Origin of the sequence: Sphingobacterium wenxiniae, from assembly GCF_900116225.1 — a bacterium.
GTDB classification, from domain to species: Bacteria; Bacteroidota; Bacteroidia; order Sphingobacteriales; family Sphingobacteriaceae; genus Sphingobacterium; species Sphingobacterium wenxiniae.
Window position 1 is genome coordinate 222,290 of the sequence record NZ_FOZZ01000004.1, and the last position, 21,912, is coordinate 244,201.

17 protein-coding genes are annotated in these 21,912 nt (G+C 37.9%); 8 read left to right on the top strand and 9 right to left on the bottom strand.

Annotated features, from left to right (window positions below; all coding sequences use genetic code 11):
- Positions 1 to 2 precede the first annotated feature (2 nt).
- Together BM375_RS07550 and BM375_RS07555 are read left to right on the top strand one after the other, a co-directional pair.
- Positions 3 to 1,475, top strand: a complete 1,473-nt coding sequence (locus BM375_RS07550) for a RagB/SusD family nutrient uptake outer membrane protein (protein ID WP_093364908.1) — start codon at positions 3 to 5, stop codon at positions 1,473 to 1,475.
- Positions 1,472 to 4,183: a M14 family metallopeptidase gene (locus BM375_RS07555; protein ID WP_093364910.1), complete on the top strand. Its 2,712-nt coding sequence runs from the start codon at positions 1,472 to 1,474 to the stop codon at positions 4,181 to 4,183. The genes BM375_RS07550 and BM375_RS07555 overlap by 4 nt, the downstream gene beginning before the upstream one ends.
- A gap of 53 nt (positions 4,184 to 4,236) precedes the next feature.
- Here BM375_RS07555 and thiL read toward each other — a convergent pair whose 3' ends face one another.
- Positions 4,237 to 5,277 carry a thiamine-phosphate kinase gene (thiL, locus tag BM375_RS07560; protein WP_093364911.1) on the bottom strand — a complete coding sequence of 347 codons (1,041 nt, stop codon included), beginning with the start codon at positions 5,275 to 5,277 and terminating at the stop codon, positions 4,237 to 4,239.
- A gap of 284 nt (positions 5,278 to 5,561) precedes the next feature.
- A complete protein-coding gene (nadA, locus tag BM375_RS07565) occupies positions 5,562 to 6,560 on the bottom strand; it encodes a quinolinate synthase NadA (RefSeq protein WP_093364913.1) in 999 nt (332 codons plus the stop codon).
- Positions 6,561 to 7,052: 492 nt separating this feature from the next.
- Between nadA and nadB the strand changes: the two genes are divergently transcribed.
- Together nadB and BM375_RS07575 are read left to right on the top strand one after the other, a co-directional pair.
- A complete protein-coding gene (nadB, locus tag BM375_RS07570) occupies positions 7,053 to 8,645 on the top strand; it encodes an L-aspartate oxidase (RefSeq protein ID WP_093364915.1) in 1,593 nt (530 codons plus the stop codon).
- 22 nt (positions 8,646 to 8,667) lie between these two features.
- A complete protein-coding gene (locus tag BM375_RS07575) occupies positions 8,668 to 9,174 on the top strand; it encodes a gamma carbonic anhydrase family protein (RefSeq protein ID WP_093364916.1) in 507 nt (168 codons plus the stop codon).
- Between the two features lie 84 nt (positions 9,175 to 9,258).
- Here BM375_RS07575 and BM375_RS07580 read toward each other — a convergent pair whose 3' ends face one another.
- From BM375_RS07580 to BM375_RS07605, 6 genes are all read right to left on the bottom strand, one after another.
- On the bottom strand, positions 9,259 to 10,878 hold the full coding sequence (locus BM375_RS07580; RefSeq protein WP_244525848.1) for an Ig-like domain-containing domain: 1,620 nt from the start codon (positions 10,876 to 10,878) through the stop codon (positions 9,259 to 9,261).
- Between the two features lie 134 nt (positions 10,879 to 11,012).
- Entirely contained in the window at positions 11,013 to 12,872 is a 1,860-nt protein-coding gene (mnmG, locus tag BM375_RS07585) for a tRNA uridine-5-carboxymethylaminomethyl(34) synthesis enzyme MnmG (protein ID WP_093364919.1), read from the bottom strand.
- Positions 12,873 to 12,928: 56 nt separating this feature from the next.
- Positions 12,929 to 14,791: an ABC-F family ATP-binding cassette domain-containing protein gene (locus tag BM375_RS07590; RefSeq protein ID WP_093364921.1), complete on the bottom strand. Its 1,863-nt coding sequence runs from the start codon at positions 14,789 to 14,791 to the stop codon at positions 12,929 to 12,931.
- A 375-nt stretch (positions 14,792 to 15,166) separates the two neighbouring features.
- Positions 15,167 to 15,553: a Co2+/Mg2+ efflux protein ApaG gene (apaG, locus tag BM375_RS07595; protein ID WP_093364923.1), complete on the bottom strand. Its 387-nt coding sequence runs from the start codon at positions 15,551 to 15,553 to the stop codon at positions 15,167 to 15,169.
- A gap of 130 nt (positions 15,554 to 15,683) precedes the next feature.
- A complete protein-coding gene (locus BM375_RS07600; RefSeq protein WP_093364925.1) occupies positions 15,684 to 16,718 on the bottom strand; it encodes an OmpA family protein in 1,035 nt (344 codons plus the stop codon).
- Positions 16,719 to 16,815: 97 nt separating this feature from the next.
- Positions 16,816 to 17,697 carry a DUF4349 domain-containing protein gene (locus BM375_RS07605; RefSeq protein WP_093364927.1) on the bottom strand — a complete coding sequence of 294 codons (882 nt, stop codon included), beginning with the start codon at positions 17,695 to 17,697 and terminating at the stop codon, positions 16,816 to 16,818.
- 96 nt (positions 17,698 to 17,793) lie between these two features.
- Between BM375_RS07605 and BM375_RS07610 the strand changes: the two genes are divergently transcribed.
- The 4 genes from BM375_RS07610 to BM375_RS07625 are packed head-to-tail and all read left to right on the top strand — an operon-like array spanning position 17,794 to position 20,851.
- A complete protein-coding gene (locus BM375_RS07610) occupies positions 17,794 to 18,507 on the top strand; it encodes an SAM-dependent methyltransferase (RefSeq protein WP_093364928.1) in 714 nt (237 codons plus the stop codon).
- 19 nt (positions 18,508 to 18,526) lie between these two features.
- Positions 18,527 to 19,015 carry a hypothetical protein gene (locus tag BM375_RS07615; RefSeq protein ID WP_212611642.1) on the top strand — a complete coding sequence of 163 codons (489 nt, stop codon included), beginning with the start codon at positions 18,527 to 18,529 and terminating at the stop codon, positions 19,013 to 19,015.
- On the top strand, positions 19,005 to 20,102 hold the full coding sequence (locus tag BM375_RS07620; protein WP_093364929.1) for a Nif3-like dinuclear metal center hexameric protein: 1,098 nt from the start codon (positions 19,005 to 19,007) through the stop codon (positions 20,100 to 20,102). Before BM375_RS07615 ends, BM375_RS07620 begins: the two co-directional genes overlap by 11 nt.
- A 2-nt stretch (positions 20,103 to 20,104) precedes the next feature.
- Complete coding sequence (locus tag BM375_RS07625) at positions 20,105 to 20,851, top strand: zinc ribbon domain-containing protein (protein ID WP_093364930.1); 747 nt, start codon at positions 20,105 to 20,107, stop codon at positions 20,849 to 20,851.
- Between the two features lie 37 nt (positions 20,852 to 20,888).
- Here the strand turns inward: BM375_RS07625 and fbp are convergent, their stop codons facing one another.
- Positions 20,889 to 21,908, bottom strand: coding sequence for a class 1 fructose-bisphosphatase (gene fbp, locus BM375_RS07630; RefSeq protein WP_093364931.1), 1,020 nt, complete (start codon positions 21,906 to 21,908; stop codon positions 20,889 to 20,891).
- Positions 21,909 to 21,912: the final 4 nt, after the last annotated feature.

Sequence of the window (21,912 nt, forward strand, 5' to 3'; positions counted from 1 at the left end):
TCATGAAAAAAAGATTTTATATTATACCTTTATTATTATTTGTAATCACAAGCTGTGATTACGACGATAAATTAAATCCCGTTCCATCCACACTGGTATCAGAGATTACAGCCTTTGAAAACGTGGGCAGGATTAACAACCAGGTCAACGGGTTATATGCTACTTTCAAAGGAGGTGGTTTTTGGGGTTCCCAATATATTTATTATTCGGAATCCAGAGCAGGAAACTTTGTAGCCACAAATCTAAATCCTACGCGTGGTGGATTATCCTACCAAATGAGCGTAGACGCAAGTACAGGCGATGTAGATAATGTATGGACACAAGGTTATCAGATTATTAATGCTTGTAACTTGTTTATAGAAAGATTGGCTATAAACGGCGAAGAACTTTTAGGCGCAAATGTTTATCAAAATTATATGGCAGAAGCTCGGTTTCTTCGTGGTATAACCTACTATTATCTGTTGCATTTATATGCTCAGCCTTATCTAAAAGATGATGGTGCAAGCCCGGGATTACCATTACGTTTAGAAGCAAATACAGGTTTAAAAGACTATAACATGCCTCGATCTACGGTAAAACAGATTTACGAATTTGTAATACAAGAATTGGATTTTGCTGAACAAAATCTACCTAATTCCTATTCCAGCGCTTTGTCAAATACAACCCGTGCGCATAAGAATACGGCTATAGCCATGAAAACGAACGTTTATTTAGCTATGGGAAATTATGCTGCGGTGATTAGAGAATCGGATAAGTTAGTTCCAAATTCATCGCCTTACAAAGCCACTACAGGCGTTGCAAACCAATTGGAAAGTAACGTACTAAATGTATTTTCTGCTCCATATACTTCCAATGAATCAATATTTTCGATGCCATTTAGTTCAAATGATGTTCCGGGAACATCGTTAGGAAATGCTTATTTACCCGATGGTGCAAATGCATCGGGATTGGGTGCAGCTGGTACCGGGGATTACTATTTGTTGGAATCCGGAGTAGTTGCTGATCCGGATTGGAAAACAACAGATACCCGGCGTAATTTTGTATTTGCTACTCCAGCTGGTACTGCAGCCGGACGTCTATGGTGTGTAAAATACAAAATGGGGACACCATTTGCCGACTACATACCTGTTATCCGTTATGCACAGGTGATGTTGAATTTAGCAGAAGCATTAGCTCAACAAAATGGTACAGATGCGCGCGCTATACAATTACTGAATGCAGTCAGAAACAGATCGGACCAAACGACTACATTTAGTCCTACGACAAAAGCAGAACTATTGGATCTTATTTTTCGTGAACGCAATATTGAATTTTTTGGAGAAGGTATTCGTAACATAGATTTAGTAAGACAGCTAAAACCTATTCCTGCAAAATCGCCACGAGGTGGATCTCCGGTACCGGAAGTTAAGCCAACAGACCCTAATTATATATGGCCTTTGCCTACATCAGAAACACTTTATAATAAAGACTTATGAAACTAAAAATTGTTAAACACTTATTAATTGCCCTCTTCATTTCGCAGTTATCCATAGGGCAGGCACAACATATTGTTTCACCTAAAGAACATTTTGGATTCCATATAGGTGATGACTACATGTTGGCGAATTATAAGCAGATGGAAAGCTATTTTAAAAAAGTAGCTGAACAGTCGGACAGACTTATTATGCAGGATGCCGGGGTGACAGAAGAAGGCCGACAGCAATATCTTCTGATTATATCCTCGCCTGAGAATTTGAAGAATATTGAAAAATATCGTTCTATTTCGCAACGCTTAGGACGAGCAGAAAATCTTACGGATGAAGAAGCTAAAGTATTAGCTAAAGAAGGTAAACCCGTTGTTTGGATTGATGGCGGTATGCACTCCAATGAAACTGTCGGTTCCCATCAATTGATAGAGACTTTTTATCAGCTGAATAATAGCGATGACGAGGAGATATTAAATTTTTTGGATAAAGTCATTGTTTTAATGTGGCATGTCAATCCAGATGGGCAAGATTTATTAGCTGACTGGTATATGCAATATCAAGACAAGGAACAACGCAACATGTCTATACCAAGGTTGTACCAAAAATATGTAGGACATGACAATAACCGCGACTTTTTCATGTTCAATATGGTAGAAGCAACCAATATGGCGAAAATACTTTATGTAGATTGGTTGCCACAGATTATGTACAATCACCACCAGACTTCTCCCGATGGTACGATCGTAGCAGGACCGCCATATCGTGATCCTTTTAATCATATTTTTGATCCGTTATTAGTGACCGGAATTGATGGTGTAGGTTTTGCCATGATTAACCGACTGAATAAAGAAGGTAAACCAGGATATGTGCGTATGGATCAGTCTACATTTTCCACATGGTGGAACGGCGGAGCACGTACTGCACCTTATTTCCGAAATATGGTTGGTATATTAACCGAAACCTTTGGTAGCCCAACACCTATGGAAGTTCCCGTTGTCACAGAACGCTTAATTCCTAAAAATGGATTACCAAATCCGATTGCCCCACAAAAATGGCATTTCAAGCAGTCTATTGATTATTCAGTTTCGATGAACTATGCCATATTGGATTATGCAGCACGAAATGGAGACGAATTGCTGTACAATTTCTACCAGATGGGTAAGAATTCTATAGAGAAAGGAAACAAAGATACCTGGACAATGTATCCGAAGTTTGCTGAGCAATTAGAGAAAACCTATGATGAGGCTGTTAAAAGTGGACAAGAAGAAAAGAAAGAAGCCACTGGTTATTATCGTTCGAAAATTATTCCTACCAAATACTATGATGCTGTTTATAAAAATCCGGATAACCGTGATCCTCGGGCATATATCATCTCTGCAGACCAAGCGGATTTCGCCACCGCTATCAAATTCGTAAATACATTGATAAAAGGCGGTATATATGTTTACCAAAGCAAAGAAGATTTCAGCTACGGGGGTAAGCATTACCCAAAAAACACAATTGTAGTAAAGACTAATCAAGCTTTTCGTCCACAAATAATAGATATGTTTGAGCCACAGGACCACCCACATGATGTTCAGTATCCAGGCGGACCTCCGGTTCGTCCTTATGATGCAGCTGGCTGGACATTAGCAATGCAAATGGGTGTCAGCTATGATCGTATTTTTGAAGACTTAAATATTCCTTTGGAAAGAACAGACTATGGGATATTGCTTCATGCCCCTACTAATTCAGTTGAGGTTAGTAAAGTCGGGTACGCTATCAATGGCAAGGCAAATGATACTTTTATTGCGGTAAACAGATTATTGAAAAAAGGTGTTAAAGTATCTCGGGACGAGGAAACACAAAATTTCTATGTCGATGCCAAAGGCAAAGCGGTATTGGATGAAATGGCAGCTAAATATGGCTTGACAGTAACATCATTAACACAAAAACCTTCAACGCTAACCCCTATTAATTCCTTGAAAATAGGTTTATTCGACCATTATGGAGGCTCTATGCCATCCGGATGGGTTCGTTGGATCTTAGAACAATATGAATACGATTATGAACTATTCTATCCACAAGACGTAGACAGTAAAAACATAGCTAAATACGATGTATTGCTGTTTATCGGACCGGGAATCCCTGTCGGGGACAAACCAGGTATTACAAGATGGGGTAAAGAGCTTGAAAAGGAACTGGTACCTAAAGAATATCAACCTTGGATGGGTTCAATAACAAAAGAAACATCTGTTCCTATCTTAGAAGAGTATGTAAAAAATGGTGGCAGAATAGTAACAGTCGGTTCTTCCAGTGGGTGGGTATATGATCTGGGTATAAACGTAACCAACCCATTGATGGAGGAAAACAAAGATGGAAAATTAGCGGAAATATCCAGTGCTAAATATTTCGTGCCAACCAGTATTTTATCAGCTGAGATTGATACGGAAAAAGCAGAAAATTACGGCATGGCTAAAGAAGCTAAAATCGTTTTCAACAACAGTCCGGTATTTCAATTCCAATCGACTGACAAGCTTTACTCCTTAGGTAAATTCACAACCGACAAACCTTTGTTAAGTGGCTGGGCACACGGTCAGGAATATTTAAAAGATACGCATTTAGGTGTCGTAGCTTTATTAGGAAAAGGTAAAGTGGTAGCTATTGGTCCGGAAATTACAAACAGGGCACAATCCCACGGAACATTTAAAATGCTATTTAATCAGCTTTATAAATAGTCATTAAATCATATTAAAGCATCAGGTTTTTGAAAAACCTGATGCTCTAATGTTTATCTTTTAAAAGCATTCCATCCTTGTGCAGTAATAGGATGCACATTTCCGGATTTAGAAATCATTTCACAACCCGCAGCTTCTTCCGTAATGTAACCGATAATGGTAATATCCAACTGGTTCTTTATTTTATCGTATTGATCTTGCGGAACAGTGAATAACAATTCATAATCTTCACCACCGTTTAATGCACAAACTGTCGGATCCAAACCAAATTCACGAGCAGTTTCATAAGTCATCGGGTCGATAGGTATTTTATCCTCATAGAGCTTACAACCTACTTTTGAAGCTTTACAGATATGCAATGTCTCTGAAGCCAGGCCATCTGAAACATCAATCATTGCATTTGGTTGTATGCCATAGGTTCCAAACAATTCAACAACATCTTTTCGGGCTTCAGGTTTTAACTGTCTTTCTACAATATAATCCTTTCCTTCCAAATCAGGTTGAATCTGCGGGTTTTCCAGAAAAATCTGCTTTTCGCGTTCCAAAAGTTGTAATCCTACATAAGCACCACCTAAGTCACCGCTTACACATAACAAATCTCCTTCTTTTGCAGAAGAACGATAAGCTATTTTAGCTGCATAAGCATAACCTATACTGGTCACCGAAATAACCAAACCTTGTGCAGAAGCGGAAGTATCTCCTCCGATAAGGTCTACATTATATTTTTTACAGGCAATCAATGCTCCTTCATATATTTCTTCTACCGCTTCCAATGGAAATTTAGAAGACAAACCAATGGAGAACGTAATCTGCGATGCTATTCCATTCATCGCATATATATCACTCAGATTAACCTGCACTGCTTTATAACCCAAGTGCTTTAAAGGTACATAACGAAGGTCGAAATGGATTCCCTCCAAAAGCAAATCTGTAGATATCAATGTTTTCTTATCCGAAAAATCCAATACTGCAGCATCGTCACCAATACCTTTTACCGTTGATGGTTCCGTAAGCTCAACTGCTTTAGTCAGATAATCTATCAAACCAAATTCACCAAGTTCTTGTATGTTTGTTTTATCGCTGTTTTCGAACATGTTATTTTAGTATTGCGTATTGAGATATGAGTATTGAGATAACTTTTCCCTAATACAGATATCTGTGATTTTTATTTTTAAATACTAATTGTTTATATACGTATTCATTTATTTTATATATCAATATTTAGTACATGACAAAACTGAATAAGTCATAAAAAACGCGTCATTGCGAGGAAGTATGACGAAGCAATCTGCATTTTTAATGTCATCAGATTGCTTCGTTCCCTCGCAATGACGATGACATTATTTTTTGTCATGTACCGTAATATCAATACTATATCTTACAATCCCAGCTTCTCGGAGATTTCCAGCATCCGCTCGATAGGTTTTCTTGCACGTTCCACAACATCCATTGGTAAATCTACCTCTGGTAGCTCATAGTACAAGCAATTATAAAGCTTTTCCAGTGTATTTAGCTTCATATGTGGACAATCATTACAAGCACACACATTATTCGGTGGTGCAGGAATAAAAGTCTTCGTAGGACTTGCTTTTTGCATTTGGTGCAAGATACCTGATTCTGTTGCGACTATATATTGTTGTGCATCGTCTTCAATCGTAAATTTCAACATACCGGAAGTAGAGCCGATATAATCCGCTTGTGCCAGAATATGGTCCTCACATTCCGGATGCGCTATAAATTTCGCCTCTGGAAACTGTGCACGTAAATCCGAAATCTTATCCTGGGAGAAGATTTCATGTACCATACACGCACCGTTCCATAACACCAAATCACGACCGGTTTTCTTCTTCACATAATCCCCTAAGTTCCGGTCAGGTCCAAAGATTATTTTTTGATCTTCGGGAAGGCTTTCCACAATCTGCACAGCATTGCTGGACGTACAGACGATGTCCGACAGCGCTTTTAACTCAGCTGTACAGTTCACATAAGTGATTACTACATGATCGGGATATTGTTCTTTGAATTTAGCAAAAAGATGCGGAGGACAACTATCCGACAACGAACATCCTGCTTTTAAGTCTGGTAGCAACACTTTTTTGGAAGGAGATAGGATTTTTGCTGTTTCTGCCATAAAATGCACACCGGCAAATACAATCACATCAGCATCCGTTTTAGCGGCCTGCTGCGAAAGACCTAAACTATCTCCAATATAATCTGCAATATCCTGTATTTCAGATTCTTGATAATAATGTGCTAAGATAACAGCATTTTTCTCTTTCTTAAGTCGCTGTATCTCAGCAATAATATTTATCGTAGGATCTATCGGTTCATCGATATAGCCCTTGGCCTCTAAATCCCTTGCAAAAGTCGTATTCATCTGTTCTCTTCTCGTTTAGCTTTCTTTTGTTTAGAATATCTAACACTACAAAGGTAAACAAAGAAAATCAAACGAAATCCACATTCCCTTTTTTCAATAAATGATAATGTTTTTTTAAAGAAAGAATCTTATTGTTTATTAGCCTGTGGAAAATGGGGAGAAGTGATTGAATTTTTATTTGGAATAGCACTTATTCCTATGTTATCCACAATTTATTCACAGTTTATTTAAGATTATATATTGATTTTCAGTTCTGTAATTTTTTATGGGTTTTATTTTCCATAATTTTTTGTTGAATGTTTGTTGTTCATAATTTGTTAATATTAGGTTGACTTTTCCTTAATTTTTGGACAGGAAATGTGTGAATAGATGTTCATTTGTGGAAAGTTTACAAGTTTTCATTTTTAATCCACGTATTATGTACATGTTTTCCACATATTTTGTTAATTTGTTTTCGATAATCAAGAAATAAGGTATTAGGTTTTACACTTTATGGCACAAAGACAGGTAGATTTTCTGGTAATAGGGTCTGGAATTGCAGGATTAAGTTTTGCATTAAAGGCTGCGGAATTAGGTAAAGTATTGATAGTCACTAAATCCAATGAAGACGAATCTAATACCAAATATGCCCAGGGTGGTGTAGCTGCGGTTGTGGATAAGTCAGATAGCTTTGAAAAGCATATTGCTGATACACAGACAGCTGGTGATGGTTTATGCCATAATATTATTGTGGAAAACGTTGTTAGGGAAGCACCGGAAAGGATTAAAGAGCTTATAGATTATGGAACCAATTTCGACAAGGTCGATGGTGAGCATTATGATCTTGCCCGGGAAGGAGGACATTCGAACCATCGTATCCTTCATTATAAAGATATTACCGGTTACGAGATAGAACGCGCACTTTTGGAGAAAGTACATCAACATCCCAATATAGAGATACTAACACATTACTTTGCTGTCGATTTAATTACCCAACACCATCAAGGTGTCCATGTAGATAAAAGTACAAAGGATATAAAATGTTATGGTATTTATGCCTTGAATACACGTACGAATAGTATTGAAACTTTTTTGAGTAAAGTAACCTTAATGGCTTCCGGTGGAGCTGGTCATGTATATGGCAGTACGACAAATCCTACTATTGCTACCGGTGATGGTATAGCTATGGTATATCGTGCTAAGGGAAAAGTTCGCAATATGGAATTTATACAATTCCATCCGACATCACTCTATAATCCAAAAGAATCCCCAGCTTTTTTAATTTCAGAAGCGGTTCGTGGTTTTGGCGGTATTTTACGTAGGGTAAATGGGGATTCTTTTATGGAGGAATATGACGAACGGGCTTCTTTGGCACCCAGAGATATCGTTGCTAGGGCGATTGATAATGAAATGAAACGTTCGGGTCTTGATTTTGTCTATCTAGATATCACACACCGAAAAAGAGCAGAGATTATAGCGCATTTTCCAAATATTTATGAAAAATGTTTGTCTATAGGTTTGGACATGACGAAGGATTATATTCCTGTTACTCCGGCTGCTCATTATTTATGTGGGGGTATTTTGGTCGATGAGTGGGGAAGGACATCCATTAATAACCTGTATGCTTGCGGAGAATGTTCGTCTACAGGATTACATGGTGCTAATCGATTGGCTTCTAATTCTTTGTTGGAAGCTGTAGTATATGCCCATCGTATTTTTGAACATGCAGCAGATACTTTGTCATCCGTGGAATATGCTAGCGATATTCCCACCTGGGATGAATCCAAGGTACAGTTGATGAATGAAGAGATTTTAGTAACTCATAATCTACGTGAAACACAAAAACTAATGAGTGATTACGTAGGTATTGTACGTTCTGATTTTCGTTTGGATAGGGCAATGAGAAGACTTGGATTTTTATATGAAGAGACTGAAGACTTTTATAAGAATACAAAGCTTTCTGTGAAGCTCTGTGAGTTAAGAAACGTTATTCAAGTAGCTTATCTCATTGTAAAATCTGCTATGCAACGTAAAGAAAGCCGGGGATTACATTATACAACTGATTTTCCATCTAAGTCGGAAAGATTAATAGATACTGTTTTATAATTTATTCCCAAATCTATATAAAATGCCTGTTATATTACCTGTAAAGGATATTCATCCTGTTATTGATGGATCTGTTTTTATTGCGGATAATGCCACTATTGTTGGTGATGTTGTGATTGGTAAGCAATGTTCTATATGGTTTAATGCGGTGGTCAGAGGAGATGTGAATTATATCCGTATAGGTGATTATTCCAATATTCAGGATGGCGTGGTTATTCATTGCACTTATCAGAAAAATGGAACTGATATAGGCAATTATGTCAATGTGGGACATAATGCTATCGTTCATGGTTGTATAGTGCGGGATTATGTGTTGATTGGGATGGGTGCAATCGTTATGGATAAAGCTGTTATTGAATCTAACGTCATTATAGCTGCAGGAGCCGTTGTTTTAGAAAATATGGTATGTGAATCCGGTTATCTTTATGCCGGAATACCAGCCAGGAAAATAAAACCGTTAAGCGAAGAACAGCTGGCCATGCTCAAGCAATTGCCACATAATTATGTGTTGTATAGTTCCTGGTTTTGATATGTATTGGAGGATAGAAACGAATATGTAGAGACGTTGCATGCAACGTCTCTACTCTATATTATGGATGATAAAATTAATTTCCTAAGGCAAATTAATCGTTTCGCTTTGATCCCAGTTTGCACGGATTGTAAATGTTTTATCTAAGTACCATAGATTTTCTGCCTGTTTCTTGGCATATACATCTGCAGGATCCCAACGCCCATTATTATTTTCGTCGTATATCACACGTAAAGAATACTTCCCTCCTGGATAGTTTTTATAATTTATATGTGGATTAGAAGCGTTTATAATGCGTCTATCAAATACTTTTTCTTTACTCTCATCAATCAACTCAACAACGTAATTCATTGTTGAATCCAAACCATTGAATGTAAAGTTAATATTTCCGTAGTTATCCGATTCTTCATATGTAAAACGCGTTTTAAACTCTTTATTGGTATCCCCAAATGGACTTTGCATAGCATTTTCCTGAATAACCAATTCATAATTTCTTTTTGCCCGCCAATTGAATCGGATATGGTATAATTCTTTGTTTACAGAATCTTGTTGCAATTGGAAATTTCTTCTTGAAACAGAATCTTCATACAACATTATTTTTTCCTTATCTACAGATGCCAAAGGTCCAGTAGTACTCAATTTAATATGTCTAACTCGGTCTACTTTATTTGTAATGCTGAGTTGTGGTTTTACTTCACGGTCAAACTTCATATTACGTGAAACACGTATGGAAACGGTATCTCTTATCTCGCCAGCGTCTTTTACCAATAGTTTTATAGAATCCAGTTCTGTGTTGTCGATGTATATTTTTGCACTATCTCTGTTAAAGCTGTAACGCTCTATTTTTGTATTATTTAGTGCTTGAGGAGCTAGTATTTCTACTTCAGGTTCTTGCAATGGCTTTGTAAATGTCAATAGAATATAACCAGTATTGTCGACTCTTTTTTCTAATGTCCTATAGTCTTTTGGATAGCCTTTGGTTAATTCCAATGCGACGCCATTGATATCCTTGTTAAGAACTAAGCTATCTGCTAAGAAACCTATCCATTCGTCGTTACCATTGTATATACGATCATTATTTTGCTCTTTTAAAGCATATATTCTATAGGTATCCTCTCTTAGATTATTGAACTTGAAATTCCCGGATGTATCTACGTTAACGAATATGTTGGCTTTTCTTTTCCCAAATATGCTATCCTGTCTTGTTGGGATAAGTAAGACTTTGATATTTTCATCTTTTTTGGCATCAAAAGATTTGGTAAATCCATTTTTTACGGAACCACTTATGGATAAGGAATCCAATTCATCCCCCGTGGCGAATACGTAATTGTAGTTAATAATAGGATTGCCTTCATTATAATCTACCAAGCCTTTACCGAAGTTGATGGTATAGGTTGTATTTGTTTCCAGTGAATCAGGTAGGGTAATGATTAAGTTTTTCTTACGAACTTTATAAATAACCATTTCATCAAGATCAGGACTTATACTGAACTCTTTCATCTGGTTATTGAGTTTGATGAATTCATCAAAACTCAGCGTGATTTCTTTACTTCTAAAATTACGGCTATAGTTTTCTGGAAATTCGTTTAGTAATTTGGGAGGTAAACTGTCTTTTGGTCCACCTGTTGGCCGTTGCATATTAGCACAGCGGATACAAGACAATAAAATCAGTGTAAAAAGACCTAATAAAAAGGTGTTTCTCATATATACTGATTTAAGGACTTTTGAGGAACTTTTTTTGTTTTTGGAACTGCAAGTCATAAAATTAAAAATATTGTCTTGTATCGCTTTATTTTATTTTTCTGATTATTTAGTTTAAAATGTTGATAATCAGATATTTAATTAATATGTATCATTAAAACACTAATATCAGAAGGAGATACACCAGAAATACGGGATGCCTGTCCTAATGTTCGTGGTTTTACTTTCAATAACTTCTCCCGTGCTTCAATGGATAGTGAAGTTAGTGATGTATAGTCAAAATCCGGATTGATTTCTTTATCTTCCATCTTTTTCATTTTGTTTACGATTTCCATTTCTTTTTCAAAATAGCTATCATACTTCACTTTTATCTCCGTTTGTTCAATAGTTTCGTCGTCGTAGTTGGACAATAATGTATTGAAGCTTTCGTCTGCTTTAGCTATATCGTATATATTGACTTGAGGTCTGCTTAGTATATTGAATAGTCGTGACTTTTGATTTATAGGACTTGAATTTAAGTTTTCCAATATAGGATTCATATTTTCAACGGATACGCTATGTTGTTTCATATAGTCTACAATAGTATCAGAGTCTTTCACTTTTTTCTCTACTTTAGCTAATCTTTCATCATCTACCAATCCTAATTTATGTGCTAATGGCGTTAATCGTATATCTGCATTGTCCTGGCGTAAGAGTAAACGATGCTCTGCTCTGGAAGTAAACATCCGATAGGGTTCTTCTGTTCCTTTGGTCACAAGATCATCAATTAAGACACCTATATAGGATTCTGAGCGTTTCAATATTAGTTCGTGCTGATCGTTGATACGTTGATGTGCGTTGACTCCTGCTACGAAACCTTGGGCTGCTGCTTCTTCGTATCCAGTAGTTCCGTTGATCTGTCCGGCAAAGAAAAGATGTTTAACCTTTAATGTTTCCAATGTCAGATCCAGTTGCATCGGTGGGAAGTAATCGTACTCGATAGCATAACCTGGTCTATACATTTTTGCTTTTTCAAATCCTGGTATAAGTTGTAGTGCTTTCAGCTGTACGTCTTCCGGTAGAGAAGTTGAAAAGCCATTTACGTATATTTCTACCGTTTTAAATCCTTCTGGTTCTACGAATATCTGATGTCTGTCACGTTCAGCGAAACGATTGATTTTATCTTCAATAGAAGGACAGTAGCGAGGTCCAAGGCCTTTGATTCTTCCAGCAAACATCGGTGATCGGTCGAAGCCTGTTTTTAAAACTTCGTGTACTTTATCATTCGTGTAAGTAATCCAGCAACAACGTTGTTCAGTAGGTATCTCTACGTCGGTATAGGAGAAGCGCCCTTTCTTTTCGTCTCCCCATTGTTCTTCCATGAGGCTATAGTTTAGAGATCGGCCGTCAACCCGAGGAGGTGTACCTGTTTTCATTCTTCCGGATTCGAAACCTAAACTCACTAATTGTTCGGTCAATCCTGTTGCAGCTTTTTCTCCAGTGCGCCCCCCTCCTATTTTCTTTTCGCCTATATGGATAATACCGTTTAAAAATGTTCCATTCGTAAGTACTACTGCATCGGCTTCGATACGGATTCCTAATGAAGTTATCACACCTTTAGCTTGTCCATTTTCAACAATGACTTCCTTTACGGTATCTTGCCACATATCTACATTGGATAAAGATTCCAATGTTAATCGCCATTCTTCTGCGAATCGCATTCTGTCGTTTTGTGAACGGGGACTCCACATTGCTGGTCCTTTGGAAAGGTTTAGCATGCGAAATTGTAATGTAGATTTGTCTGCAATAATACCTGTATATCCACCCATGGCATCTATCTCTCGTACAATCTGTCCTTTTGCTACACCACCTATTGCCGGGTTGCAGCTCATCTGTGCAATGACTCCCATGTTCATGGTAATCAACAATACCGACGAACCTAAGTTTGCAGCTGCAGCTGCAGCCTCACATCCAGCATGACCGGCTCCTACTACTATTACATTATATTTATTAAACATTTTCTATTTTTATCTTGTTTCACGTGAAACCATTTAATTTGTTTCACGTGAAACTTTTATATATATTCTGCTAATTCCAACCAACGTTCTGATTTTTTATCCAATTCCTCTTGAAGTTTTTCTATTTCCAATGCAACTTCTGTTATCTTGTTATGATCAGAAAGTGTGTTCAGTAATGTTGTTTGTTCTTTTATGGAATTTTCTATCAAATCTATTTCTTCTTCCAAAGATTCGTATTCGCGTTGTTCTTTATACGTAAGCTTTTTCTTTTCCGCTACTTTTTCAGTTGGTTTCTGTTGTTGGATTGTTTTTGATTTTTCTTTCTCCTCACGTGCTATCTGTTCTATCTCGAGTTTATAATCAGCATAGTTACCATTATAAATACGTATGTTTCCGTTACCCTCAAAAATGAAAAGTTGGTCTGTTAACTTATCTATTAAATAACGGTCGTGTGAAACTAATAATAATACACCGGTATAATTTTCCAAAAACTCTTCCAGCACATTTAACGTATCTATATCAAGGTCATTGGAAGGCTCATCCAAAATCAAAAAATTTGGAATGCTCATTAATACCCGCATAAGTTGTAAGCGCTTCTTCTCCCCCCCGCTCAGTTTGCTTACCATATTGTATTGCTTCTCTGGTGGAAAAAGAAAGAGCGTTAATAATTGCGAAGCTGTAATGACATCACCATTTGCCATTTCTATATATTCAGCTACATTCTTTACGACATCCAGAACCCGATCTTCTTCTTTGAACTGAAGACCCCCTTGTTTATAATATCCGAATATGGTAGTTTCCCCGACAACTATAGAGCCTGTATCTGCTGACTGTATGCCGGTCACAAGATTAAGAAAGGTTGACTTTCCTGTTCCGTTCTTCCCTGCCAACCCTATTCTGTCTCTTTTTTTAAAGGTGTAAGAGAAATCACTTATGATAGGTTCTGCTGAAAATGCTTTTGTTACATTATCTAATTCCAATATCTTGGATCCTTGTCTGCTTACTTTGACAGATAATTGTACCGTTTCATTTTTTCTTGGACCTTTGGCTTTATCTTCCAATTCATAATAAGCATCAATACGGGCTTTGGATTTTGTCCCTCGAGCCTGAGGCTGACGACGCATCCATTCCAATTCCCTACGTAATAGATTACGTGCTTTTTCGGCCGAAGCTATATCCATAGCTTCACGTTCGGCTTTCTTTTCTAGGAAATAAGTGTAATTTCCTTTATAAGTGTAAATTTCGCCTTTATCCAATTCCCGTATCTCCGTACATACATTGTCCAGAAAATATCGATCGTGGGTGACCAAAAGTACAGTCTTACTCCCTGTTGTCAATAGTTTTTCCAACCATTCTATGGTTTCTATATCCAAGTGGTTAGTTGGCTCATCCAATATATAAACATCTGGTTCGTCTATTAAGAGTTTTGCCAGGGATAGGCGTTTTTTCTGACCACCAGATAGCGAGTCTATCGCTTGGTCAAAATTAGAAATCTGTAACCTGTTTAGAATAGTCTTGATATTATGTTCATATTCCCAAGCTTCGGCTGCAGAGAGTTTATCCGTTAATTCTGTTAACTTGTCTTGATCAATTTTATCGCTATTCAATAAATTCTCGTAAGCTTTGATCAGTTGTTGCTGTTCATTATCTGCACTGTAAATAAAATCGTTCACGGTATCCAGACCCGAAAAATCAGGTTCCTGTGAGAGGAAACCTATTTTGATACCTCTTTCTTTTACAACTTTTCCCTGTGTTGGAACGACCTGTTCTGCGAGAATTTTAAGTAAAGTGGATTTGCCGGTTCCGTTAATACCGACCAAGGCTACCCTATCCCCCTTTTGTAAGGCAAAATGTAAGTCCGAGAATAACCATCTGTCATTAAAGGAATGACTTACCTGCTCTGTTGCTAAAATACTCACTTAATATTTAAATTACTGATAATTAATATGTTGTATGTTTTACTATTCTTTTATCACTTTAACAGCATCTACTTTGGATACTTTCGCACAGGAGTCAAGTTTAAGAAGACACTGTACATTTTATGTCATCCTGAGCTTGTCGAAGGATAGACATGTCGCTCTTCCTTTGCCATACTCGAGACACAGCGACCAGCTTAGCCTGACAATAAGGAAGCTTTATTTAATAATGCATAAGCATTATATTAATATCATTTTATCCATATAATAGATATACCCTGACTTGAGGATATAAATTTCCAAGCACAAAAATAAAGAAATATCGCCGAAAAAGTATTTTTATAAAAGATGAAGCTGTATAAATTACAATAGGATGGGTTAATTCAATTTATAGGAAGCCACGAGATTGAAGCGGGGTATTTCTACAGTGAATAAGGATCCATCTTTCAACCGGCTCATCATATAGTATCCTTCCATATAACCTATTTCGCTTTTGAGATTGCAACCGGAAATATATTGATGGGTTTCTCCGGGTTCCAAAATGGGTTGTTCGCCAACGACTCCTTCGCCATCAACTTGTATAGTATCATTGAGAGAATCGAATATATCCCAATGTCTACTAATCAACTGAACGATATCATGACCCAAGTTTTCTATCGTAATGCGATAGGAAAACATAAAGTGCTGCTTGCTGGGATTGGAATATTCTTGTTGATAAACCTGCTCCACAGAGATGCGAACGCCTTCCGTTATTTGTGTAGTCATTTGATAATAAACTCCTTAATCGAGAGCAAATTATTAATTATCTTTTGAAGATTCAAATTTTATTTTAAAGTTGCTGTATTATAAATATCTGACTTTATTAATAAAGTAAACACAGTATATTATATTCATATTATTTCTTTACAAGCTCTACCCGTCTGTTTTTTGCTTTATTTTCTTCCGAATCGTTGGCGACCAGAGGTTTTTCAGCTCCGAAACCTTGAGCTGTTAAACGGGATTTATCTATTCCGTCAGTGACTAAAGCGCTCATCACGGCATTTGCACGGTCGTCTGATAACTTTTTGTTATGCGCCGCATTGCCTGTATTATCGGTATGCCCTTCAATGGAAATCTTTAAAGAAGCTTCCTGTTTCAAAGCTTTGGCGATCTGGTCCACCACTTTTTTCCCATCAGATTTAATATTGGATTTATCTACGTCAAAATTGATATATAGGATAGATTTTCCAGTCTCGTTCAAATCTTTTACGATTTTATCTGAAGTTATCTTTGTAATGGTTTGTTCGAAAGCTTTTTCTTGTACAATCTGTATAGAGGAAGAAGGAAAATCTTTTTTCTCCATGGCAATATAAATATTGCCGTCATTTCTTCGGATTACGTACGTGACTATTTCTTCATTATAAACATCAATACTTCCATTGCTCCCCCCATAGGTGCATAGGTCTTTGTATTGTTCTAAACGATCTCCTTTTAGTCTTCCTTCGAAAACTTTGACTCCACCTGCAGCAAGAATGGCATCTTCATAGCTTCGGAATAGGTAGCGGCCACTGATTTCTTTATCACTTTTCTTATCTCGGTGAATGTATGCTCTGAATGTTTTGCCTTCTACTTCATATATATTATCTGGAGTGACGAATACGATAAAGTCAAAATCTTTCGGTTTAACATTGTTGATATAGTTTGCGCCATCAGGAGCAGTGAAAAATGGAAAATCACCTATATCAGCCGTAGATATCGGGATTGTATTGATATCAAAAACGGTTGTAGTCGTGGATTCTGTTTGGGGTTCTGTAACTTGTGAAGAAGACGATTCTGTGTTTATTTCTTCTTGGGTTTGCTCATTGTCCTTATTGGATTGATTGGAAGAGTTGCAGCTTACAATTAGTGCTGTAGCGAAGAGTAAGGAATATAATACCGTTTGTTTTTTCATGATGAAAGTAGTGTTATTTCCGAATAAAAATAGAAAAAAGTCTAAAAGTAAACTAGTAATCAGTTATATATTTTAGACTTTTATTCAAAAAGGGGGCTTATTTGGATTTTCTTTTTTTATATTTTTTCCATCCCCAGACAGCAGTGGCTATGATTATCCCTATTGGCCAAATGCTGATAAGTCCTAAAAATAAATTTGAAATAAATTCCCAACCTGTGTCAAGTGAATCTTTTATTTTACTCCAATAAGTGTAAGTATAGGCCGGGTTTTCAGTGCTTGAATAGAAAATACTGATATGCAAGGTGCTGTATGATATCTGACCCGAAAGGTTTCTGAGAAGTGATTCGCTACTTTCTATATCTTCTTGTAATTGACGGATTTGTTCTTCTATCTCCAACAGTTCTTTTACAGATTTAGCCGAAGAAACCATTTTTTGATACTGCTCCAAGTAAGTTCTTTTGCTTTTTAGGCGAGATTCCACATCATAATATTGCAATGAAACGTCTTTTGCCTGAATAGATTTCTCCGTAATTTTATCCTCGCCATTTTCGATACCTGATATGAACTGGTCAAATTGGTTGACAGGAATACGGACAATCAGATTGTAATTGGTGTAAGTAGAGCCAGCGGAAGTGCTTTCTTGTTCGTAATACGCGTCGTGTTCCTTGATTTGATTATCCAGGCGGAGTTTAGTTTTTTTAATGTCTTTTGATGCTATGGATATATTTCCCGAACGGATTATTTTCTTATTTTGAACAGGAGATACAGTATTGTTGCTTGTTTCTGAACGTCCTTTCATCGTTACTGGACTATATAATCTTGTTTGGCTTTCGGGTGCAGCTTCAAAGTTTATATCTGCTGATGCTGTTTCTTCAGATACTGCCATTCCGTAGTTTTCTGTACTATTATTTATGGCTCTATTACAGCTCCAAATCAACCCACACAACAAGAGCGAAGATAATATGGTGATTCTTTTCATGTGATAATGTTTTTGTTGAATGATGCTGAAAGGGAGCTGTTTCCATAGATTTTTTTACTTTCACCCATTCCGTAGAATATTTAGTAGTTTTGGACTATGTCTTTAGGAACGCTATATCTTATTCCCGTACCCTTGGCAGAAAATGCCGAAAAACTGTCATACACGCTTTTTCATCACGAATTGATACAGCATATTGATGAATATGTGGTGGAAAACGAAAAGACGGCACGCCGTTTTTTGAAGCAAGCGGGGTTAAAAATTCCGCAAGGTGAGCTGAAAATCCACGATTATGGCAAGCACACCCGTGAAAAGATAGATTATAATCGTATTTTTAAGTCGGTGCAGGAGGGAAAGGACATCGGGTTGATGTCGGAGGCTGGGTGCCCGGGTGTTGCTGATCCGGGAGCAGATGTGGTGGCGGAAGCGCATAAACGAGGTGTAAAAGTCGTACCATTGGTTGGGCCAAGTTCGATTTTATTGGCGCTGATGGCTTCCGGGTTTAGCGGACAGAAGTTTGCTTTCCATGGTTATCTGCCAATTGATAAGGGCGAGCGAGCAAAGAAAATCAAGGATCTGGAATACCAATCGCTGAAAGAAAAGCAAACGCAGCTGTTCATCGAGACGCCTTTCCGCAACAACCAGCTTTTTGAGGAGATGTTGCGGCAGTGCAAGCCAGCAACCAGACTTTGTGTGGCATGTAATCTTACTGCGGAAGACGAAATGATACGCACATTGTCGGTACGGGAATGGAAAGAAGCAAAGGTGGATTTACACAAGAAACCAACCATATTTTTGATGTACGTTAGTTAAATAAAAAAGATAGAAAATTATGTTCGATATGTTGCCGGAAGGCATCAGCAAGGATCTGATACAGTATGCCATCATCGTGGCAGTAATAGGGCTTATCATCAAGGTTGTCTTTGCTTATACGCTGTATAGTACTCTGAAATTAGTCAAGAAAGAAAATCAATGCATTCTGCCCAGCCAGATTTGGTTCGTGGCGCTGCCATTATTTAATATCTATTGGAATTTCGAGGTGGTACGCCGTTTGGCGGACTCACTGAACAATGAATTCTATGATCGACAGATTGAGGTAGAGGAGAACCCAACAAGAAAGGCTGGTCAACTTTTTGCGTGGACATATTTGCTGCGGAATATTCCTCTTCCGCCTTTTATATTATTGATTATTGGCATGCTGCACTTTGTTTATTATATTACTTATTGGATAAAGGTATATCAGTATAAATCCCTGTTGGCTCTACATGTCAACCATTTCGGAACAGATTATACGGCAAAGAAAGAAGAAAATGAAAATTAGAGAACTTACCGGATACTTGGAAAGTATAGCGCCTTTGGCTTATCAGGAAGCTTACGATAATTCGGGGCTGATCGTTGGCAATCCAGATGATGAAATCAGCAAAGCATTGATTTCGTTGGACTGCACGGAGGAAGTCGTGGAGGATGCTATCCGCAAGGGATGTGACATCATTATTTCGCATCATCCTATTGTCTTTAAAGGTTTGAAAAAATTCAACGGACGCAATTATGTAGAGCGCACGATTTTAAAAGCTATTAAAAATAATATTGCACTCTATGCAATCCATACCAATCTGGACAATGTGTTCGGCGGTGTAAGCACAAAAATTACAGAGCGTTTGGGGTTGGAGTCTACCGCTATTTTGAGCCCAAAATCCAATCTGCTAAAAAAACTGATTGTCTATGTGCCACGGACACATGTCGAAGAAGTGCGCAATGCGCTATTTGATGCTGGTGCCGGAGCAATTGGCAACTATGACCAATGCAGTTATAATACAGTTGGGTATGGCACATTCCGAGGTTTGGATGGGGCAACTCCTGCGATTGGTCAAATCGGCGAACAGGAACGTGTGGAAGAGACGAAGATAGAAGTAGTATATCCTGCGGTGAAAGAACGGGCCATTGTTGTGGCGATGTATGCTGCCCATCCTTATGAAGAGGTTGCATACAATATTGTTTCCTTGGATAATGGGCTGCAAAATGTAGGTTCGGGCGCTATCGGTAATTTACCGCATCCGATGTCGGAAGCTTCTTTTTTGGTTTATGTCAAGGAAAAGTTGAACGCACAGGTCATCCGATATACACAATTGCGGGGTAAAGAGGTTTCCCGCGTGGCGGTTTGTGGTGGAGCAGGCGGCTTTTTGCTTTCGGAAGCAAAGCGTTCGGGAGCAGATGTGTTCATTACAGCAGATTACAAATACCACGAGTTTTTCGATGCAGAAGGTGAAATTGTCATTGCCGATATCGGACATTATGAAAGTGAACAATTTACGCAAGAATTATTATTGGAGATTATTCAGAAAAAATTTGTTAACTTTGCTGTCCTATTGACAGAAATAGAGACAAATCCTGTTAAATACTACATTTGATAATGGAACAAACCGTAGAACAAAAGTTAAAAGCATTATGGGCGTTACAGTCCGTACATACGAAAATAGATAAAATTCGTCAGGTTAGAGGTGAGTTGCCTATTGAGGTGGCTGATTTGGAAGACGAGATTGCAGGTCTGGATACTCGTATTGAAAAAATCAGAGCAGAGTTGGATGATTTAGAAGATTCAATCGTCAATCGTCGCAACATGATTAAAGATGCGCAAGCAGCGATCAAAAAATACGAAGGACAGCTGAACGAAGTTAAAAACAACCGTGAATATGATGCAATCTCAAAAGAGATTGAAATTCAGGGCTTGGAAATCCAGGTATGCGAAAAGCGTATCCGTGAGGCAGAGTTTGAAATCAAGAACAAAACTGAGCTTTACGAAAGCACATTGAAAAACTTGGAGTTGAGCAAATCTGATCTTGACGTTAAAAAGAAGGAATTAGATACGATTACTGCTGAAACTCAAAAAGAAGAAGACGCATTATTGTCCAAAGCAGCAAAAGCTGAAAAAGGAATCGAAGAGCGTTTGTTAACTGTTTACAATAAGCTTCGTAACTCTTTCAGAAACGGTTTAGCCGTTGTGTCTATTGAGCGTGACAGCTGTACAGGTTGTTTTAACAAAATTCCACCTCAGCTGCAGTCTGAAATCCGTCAGCGCAAGAAAATCATTATCTGCGAGCATTGCGGAAGGGTTCTTGTAGATGAAGGCATTGTCTTCGAAGAAGAGAACCAAGGATAAAAAATATAGGGAAGCCTGTCATATTAGACAGGCTTTTTTAATATAGCACATGCTCATTTTCCATTAGAAATTCCTCCACTTTCTCTACCATTTTTTTACTGCCAATGACAATTGGGCTTCGTTGGTGCAGTTGTGTTGGTTGAATGTCTAAAATTCGCTCTTGGCCGGAAAGAGCTTTCCCTCCAGCTTGTTCAATAATAAACGCCATGGGGTTACACTCATAAAGCAAGCGTAACTTCCCTTGGGGATATTGTTGGGTTTCCGGATAAAGAAATATGCCGCCAATAATCATAGTTCGGTGCAGGTCAGCGACCATCGACCCAATATAACGCGATGTGTAGGGTCTTTGTGAGATAGGGTCTTCCATCTGACAATATTTGATGTAATCTTTGACATACTGCGGGAAGCGGAGGTAGTTGCCTTCATTGATAGAATAGGTTTTTCCCTCTTCAGGAATCTTCATATCGGGGTGGGAAAGACAAAATTCGCCTATAGATGGATCCAATGTGAATCCGTTAACCCCTTTCCCTGTGGTGTAAACCAACATGGTCGATGAACCGTAGATGACATAGCCGGCGGCAATCTGTTCATGACCATACTGCAGAACCTCATGTATAGCTACTGGTTGGCCTTCTTTTTCTTTGCGGCGATAGATCGAAAAAATAGAACCGACCGATACATTTAGATCAATATTGGAAGAGCCATCCAAAGGATCAATACACACGATGTACTTGGCATCTTTAGAATAGGGCTGTGTGGTCAGGTCAATGCCTTCCTCATGCTCCTCAGAGGCAATGTAACAACATTCCCCTCCCCTACTTAGGGCCTGGATGAACTGTTCATCAGCATAGACGTCCAGTTTTTGTTGTTTTTCGCCTTGCACATTTTGTACACCATGTTCGCCAAGGATGTCTGCCAGGCCGGCTTTATTGACCTCATAATTGATAATCTTGGCAGCAATGCCAATGTCGCGTAACAATCTGGAAAGTTCCCCTTTGGCATAGGGAAAATCACCCTGTTTTTCAATAATGAATTGACCTAATGTTTTGAATGACATAGTA

What these genes read in the sequence shown, in the direction of transcription:
- BM375_RS07575 (WP_093364916.1), top strand. Translation starts at nt 8,668, where the DNA reads ATGCCTGTTATATTACCTGTAAAGGATATTCATCCTGTTATTGATGGA.
- BM375_RS07615 (WP_212611642.1), top strand. Translation starts at nt 18,527, where the DNA reads ATGTTCGATATGTTGCCGGAAGGCATCAGCAAGGATCTGATACAGTAT.
- fbp (WP_093364931.1), bottom strand. Translation starts at nt 21,908, where the DNA reads ATGTCATTCAAAACATTAGGTCAATTCATTATTGAAAAACAGGGTGAT.
- apaG (WP_093364923.1), bottom strand. Translation starts at nt 15,553, where the DNA reads ATGACTACACAAATAACGGAAGGCGTTCGCATCTCTGTGGAGCAGGTT.
- BM375_RS07620 (WP_093364929.1), top strand. Translation starts at nt 19,005, where the DNA reads ATGAAAATTAGAGAACTTACCGGATACTTGGAAAGTATAGCGCCTTTG.
- nadB (WP_093364915.1), top strand. Translation starts at nt 7,053, where the DNA reads ATGGCACAAAGACAGGTAGATTTTCTGGTAATAGGGTCTGGAATTGCA.
- mnmG (WP_093364919.1), bottom strand. Translation starts at nt 12,872, where the DNA reads ATGTTTAATAAATATAATGTAATAGTAGTAGGAGCCGGTCATGCTGGA.
- BM375_RS07625 (WP_093364930.1), top strand. Translation starts at nt 20,105, where the DNA reads ATGGAACAAACCGTAGAACAAAAGTTAAAAGCATTATGGGCGTTACAG.
- BM375_RS07555 (WP_093364910.1), top strand. Translation starts at nt 1,472, where the DNA reads ATGAAACTAAAAATTGTTAAACACTTATTAATTGCCCTCTTCATTTCG.
- BM375_RS07550 (WP_093364908.1), top strand. Translation starts at nt 3, where the DNA reads ATGAAAAAAAGATTTTATATTATACCTTTATTATTATTTGTAATCACA.
- BM375_RS07580 (WP_244525848.1), bottom strand. Translation starts at nt 10,878, where the DNA reads ATGAGAAACACCTTTTTATTAGGTCTTTTTACACTGATTTTATTGTCT.
- nadA (WP_093364913.1), bottom strand. Translation starts at nt 6,560, where the DNA reads ATGAATACGACTTTTGCAAGGGATTTAGAGGCCAAGGGCTATATCGAT.
- BM375_RS07600 (WP_093364925.1), bottom strand. Translation starts at nt 16,718, where the DNA reads ATGAAAAAACAAACGGTATTATATTCCTTACTCTTCGCTACAGCACTA.
- thiL (WP_093364911.1), bottom strand. Translation starts at nt 5,277, where the DNA reads ATGTTCGAAAACAGCGATAAAACAAACATACAAGAACTTGGTGAATTT.
- BM375_RS07605 (WP_093364927.1), bottom strand. Translation starts at nt 17,697, where the DNA reads ATGAAAAGAATCACCATATTATCTTCGCTCTTGTTGTGTGGGTTGATT.
- BM375_RS07610 (WP_093364928.1), top strand. Translation starts at nt 17,794, where the DNA reads ATGTCTTTAGGAACGCTATATCTTATTCCCGTACCCTTGGCAGAAAAT.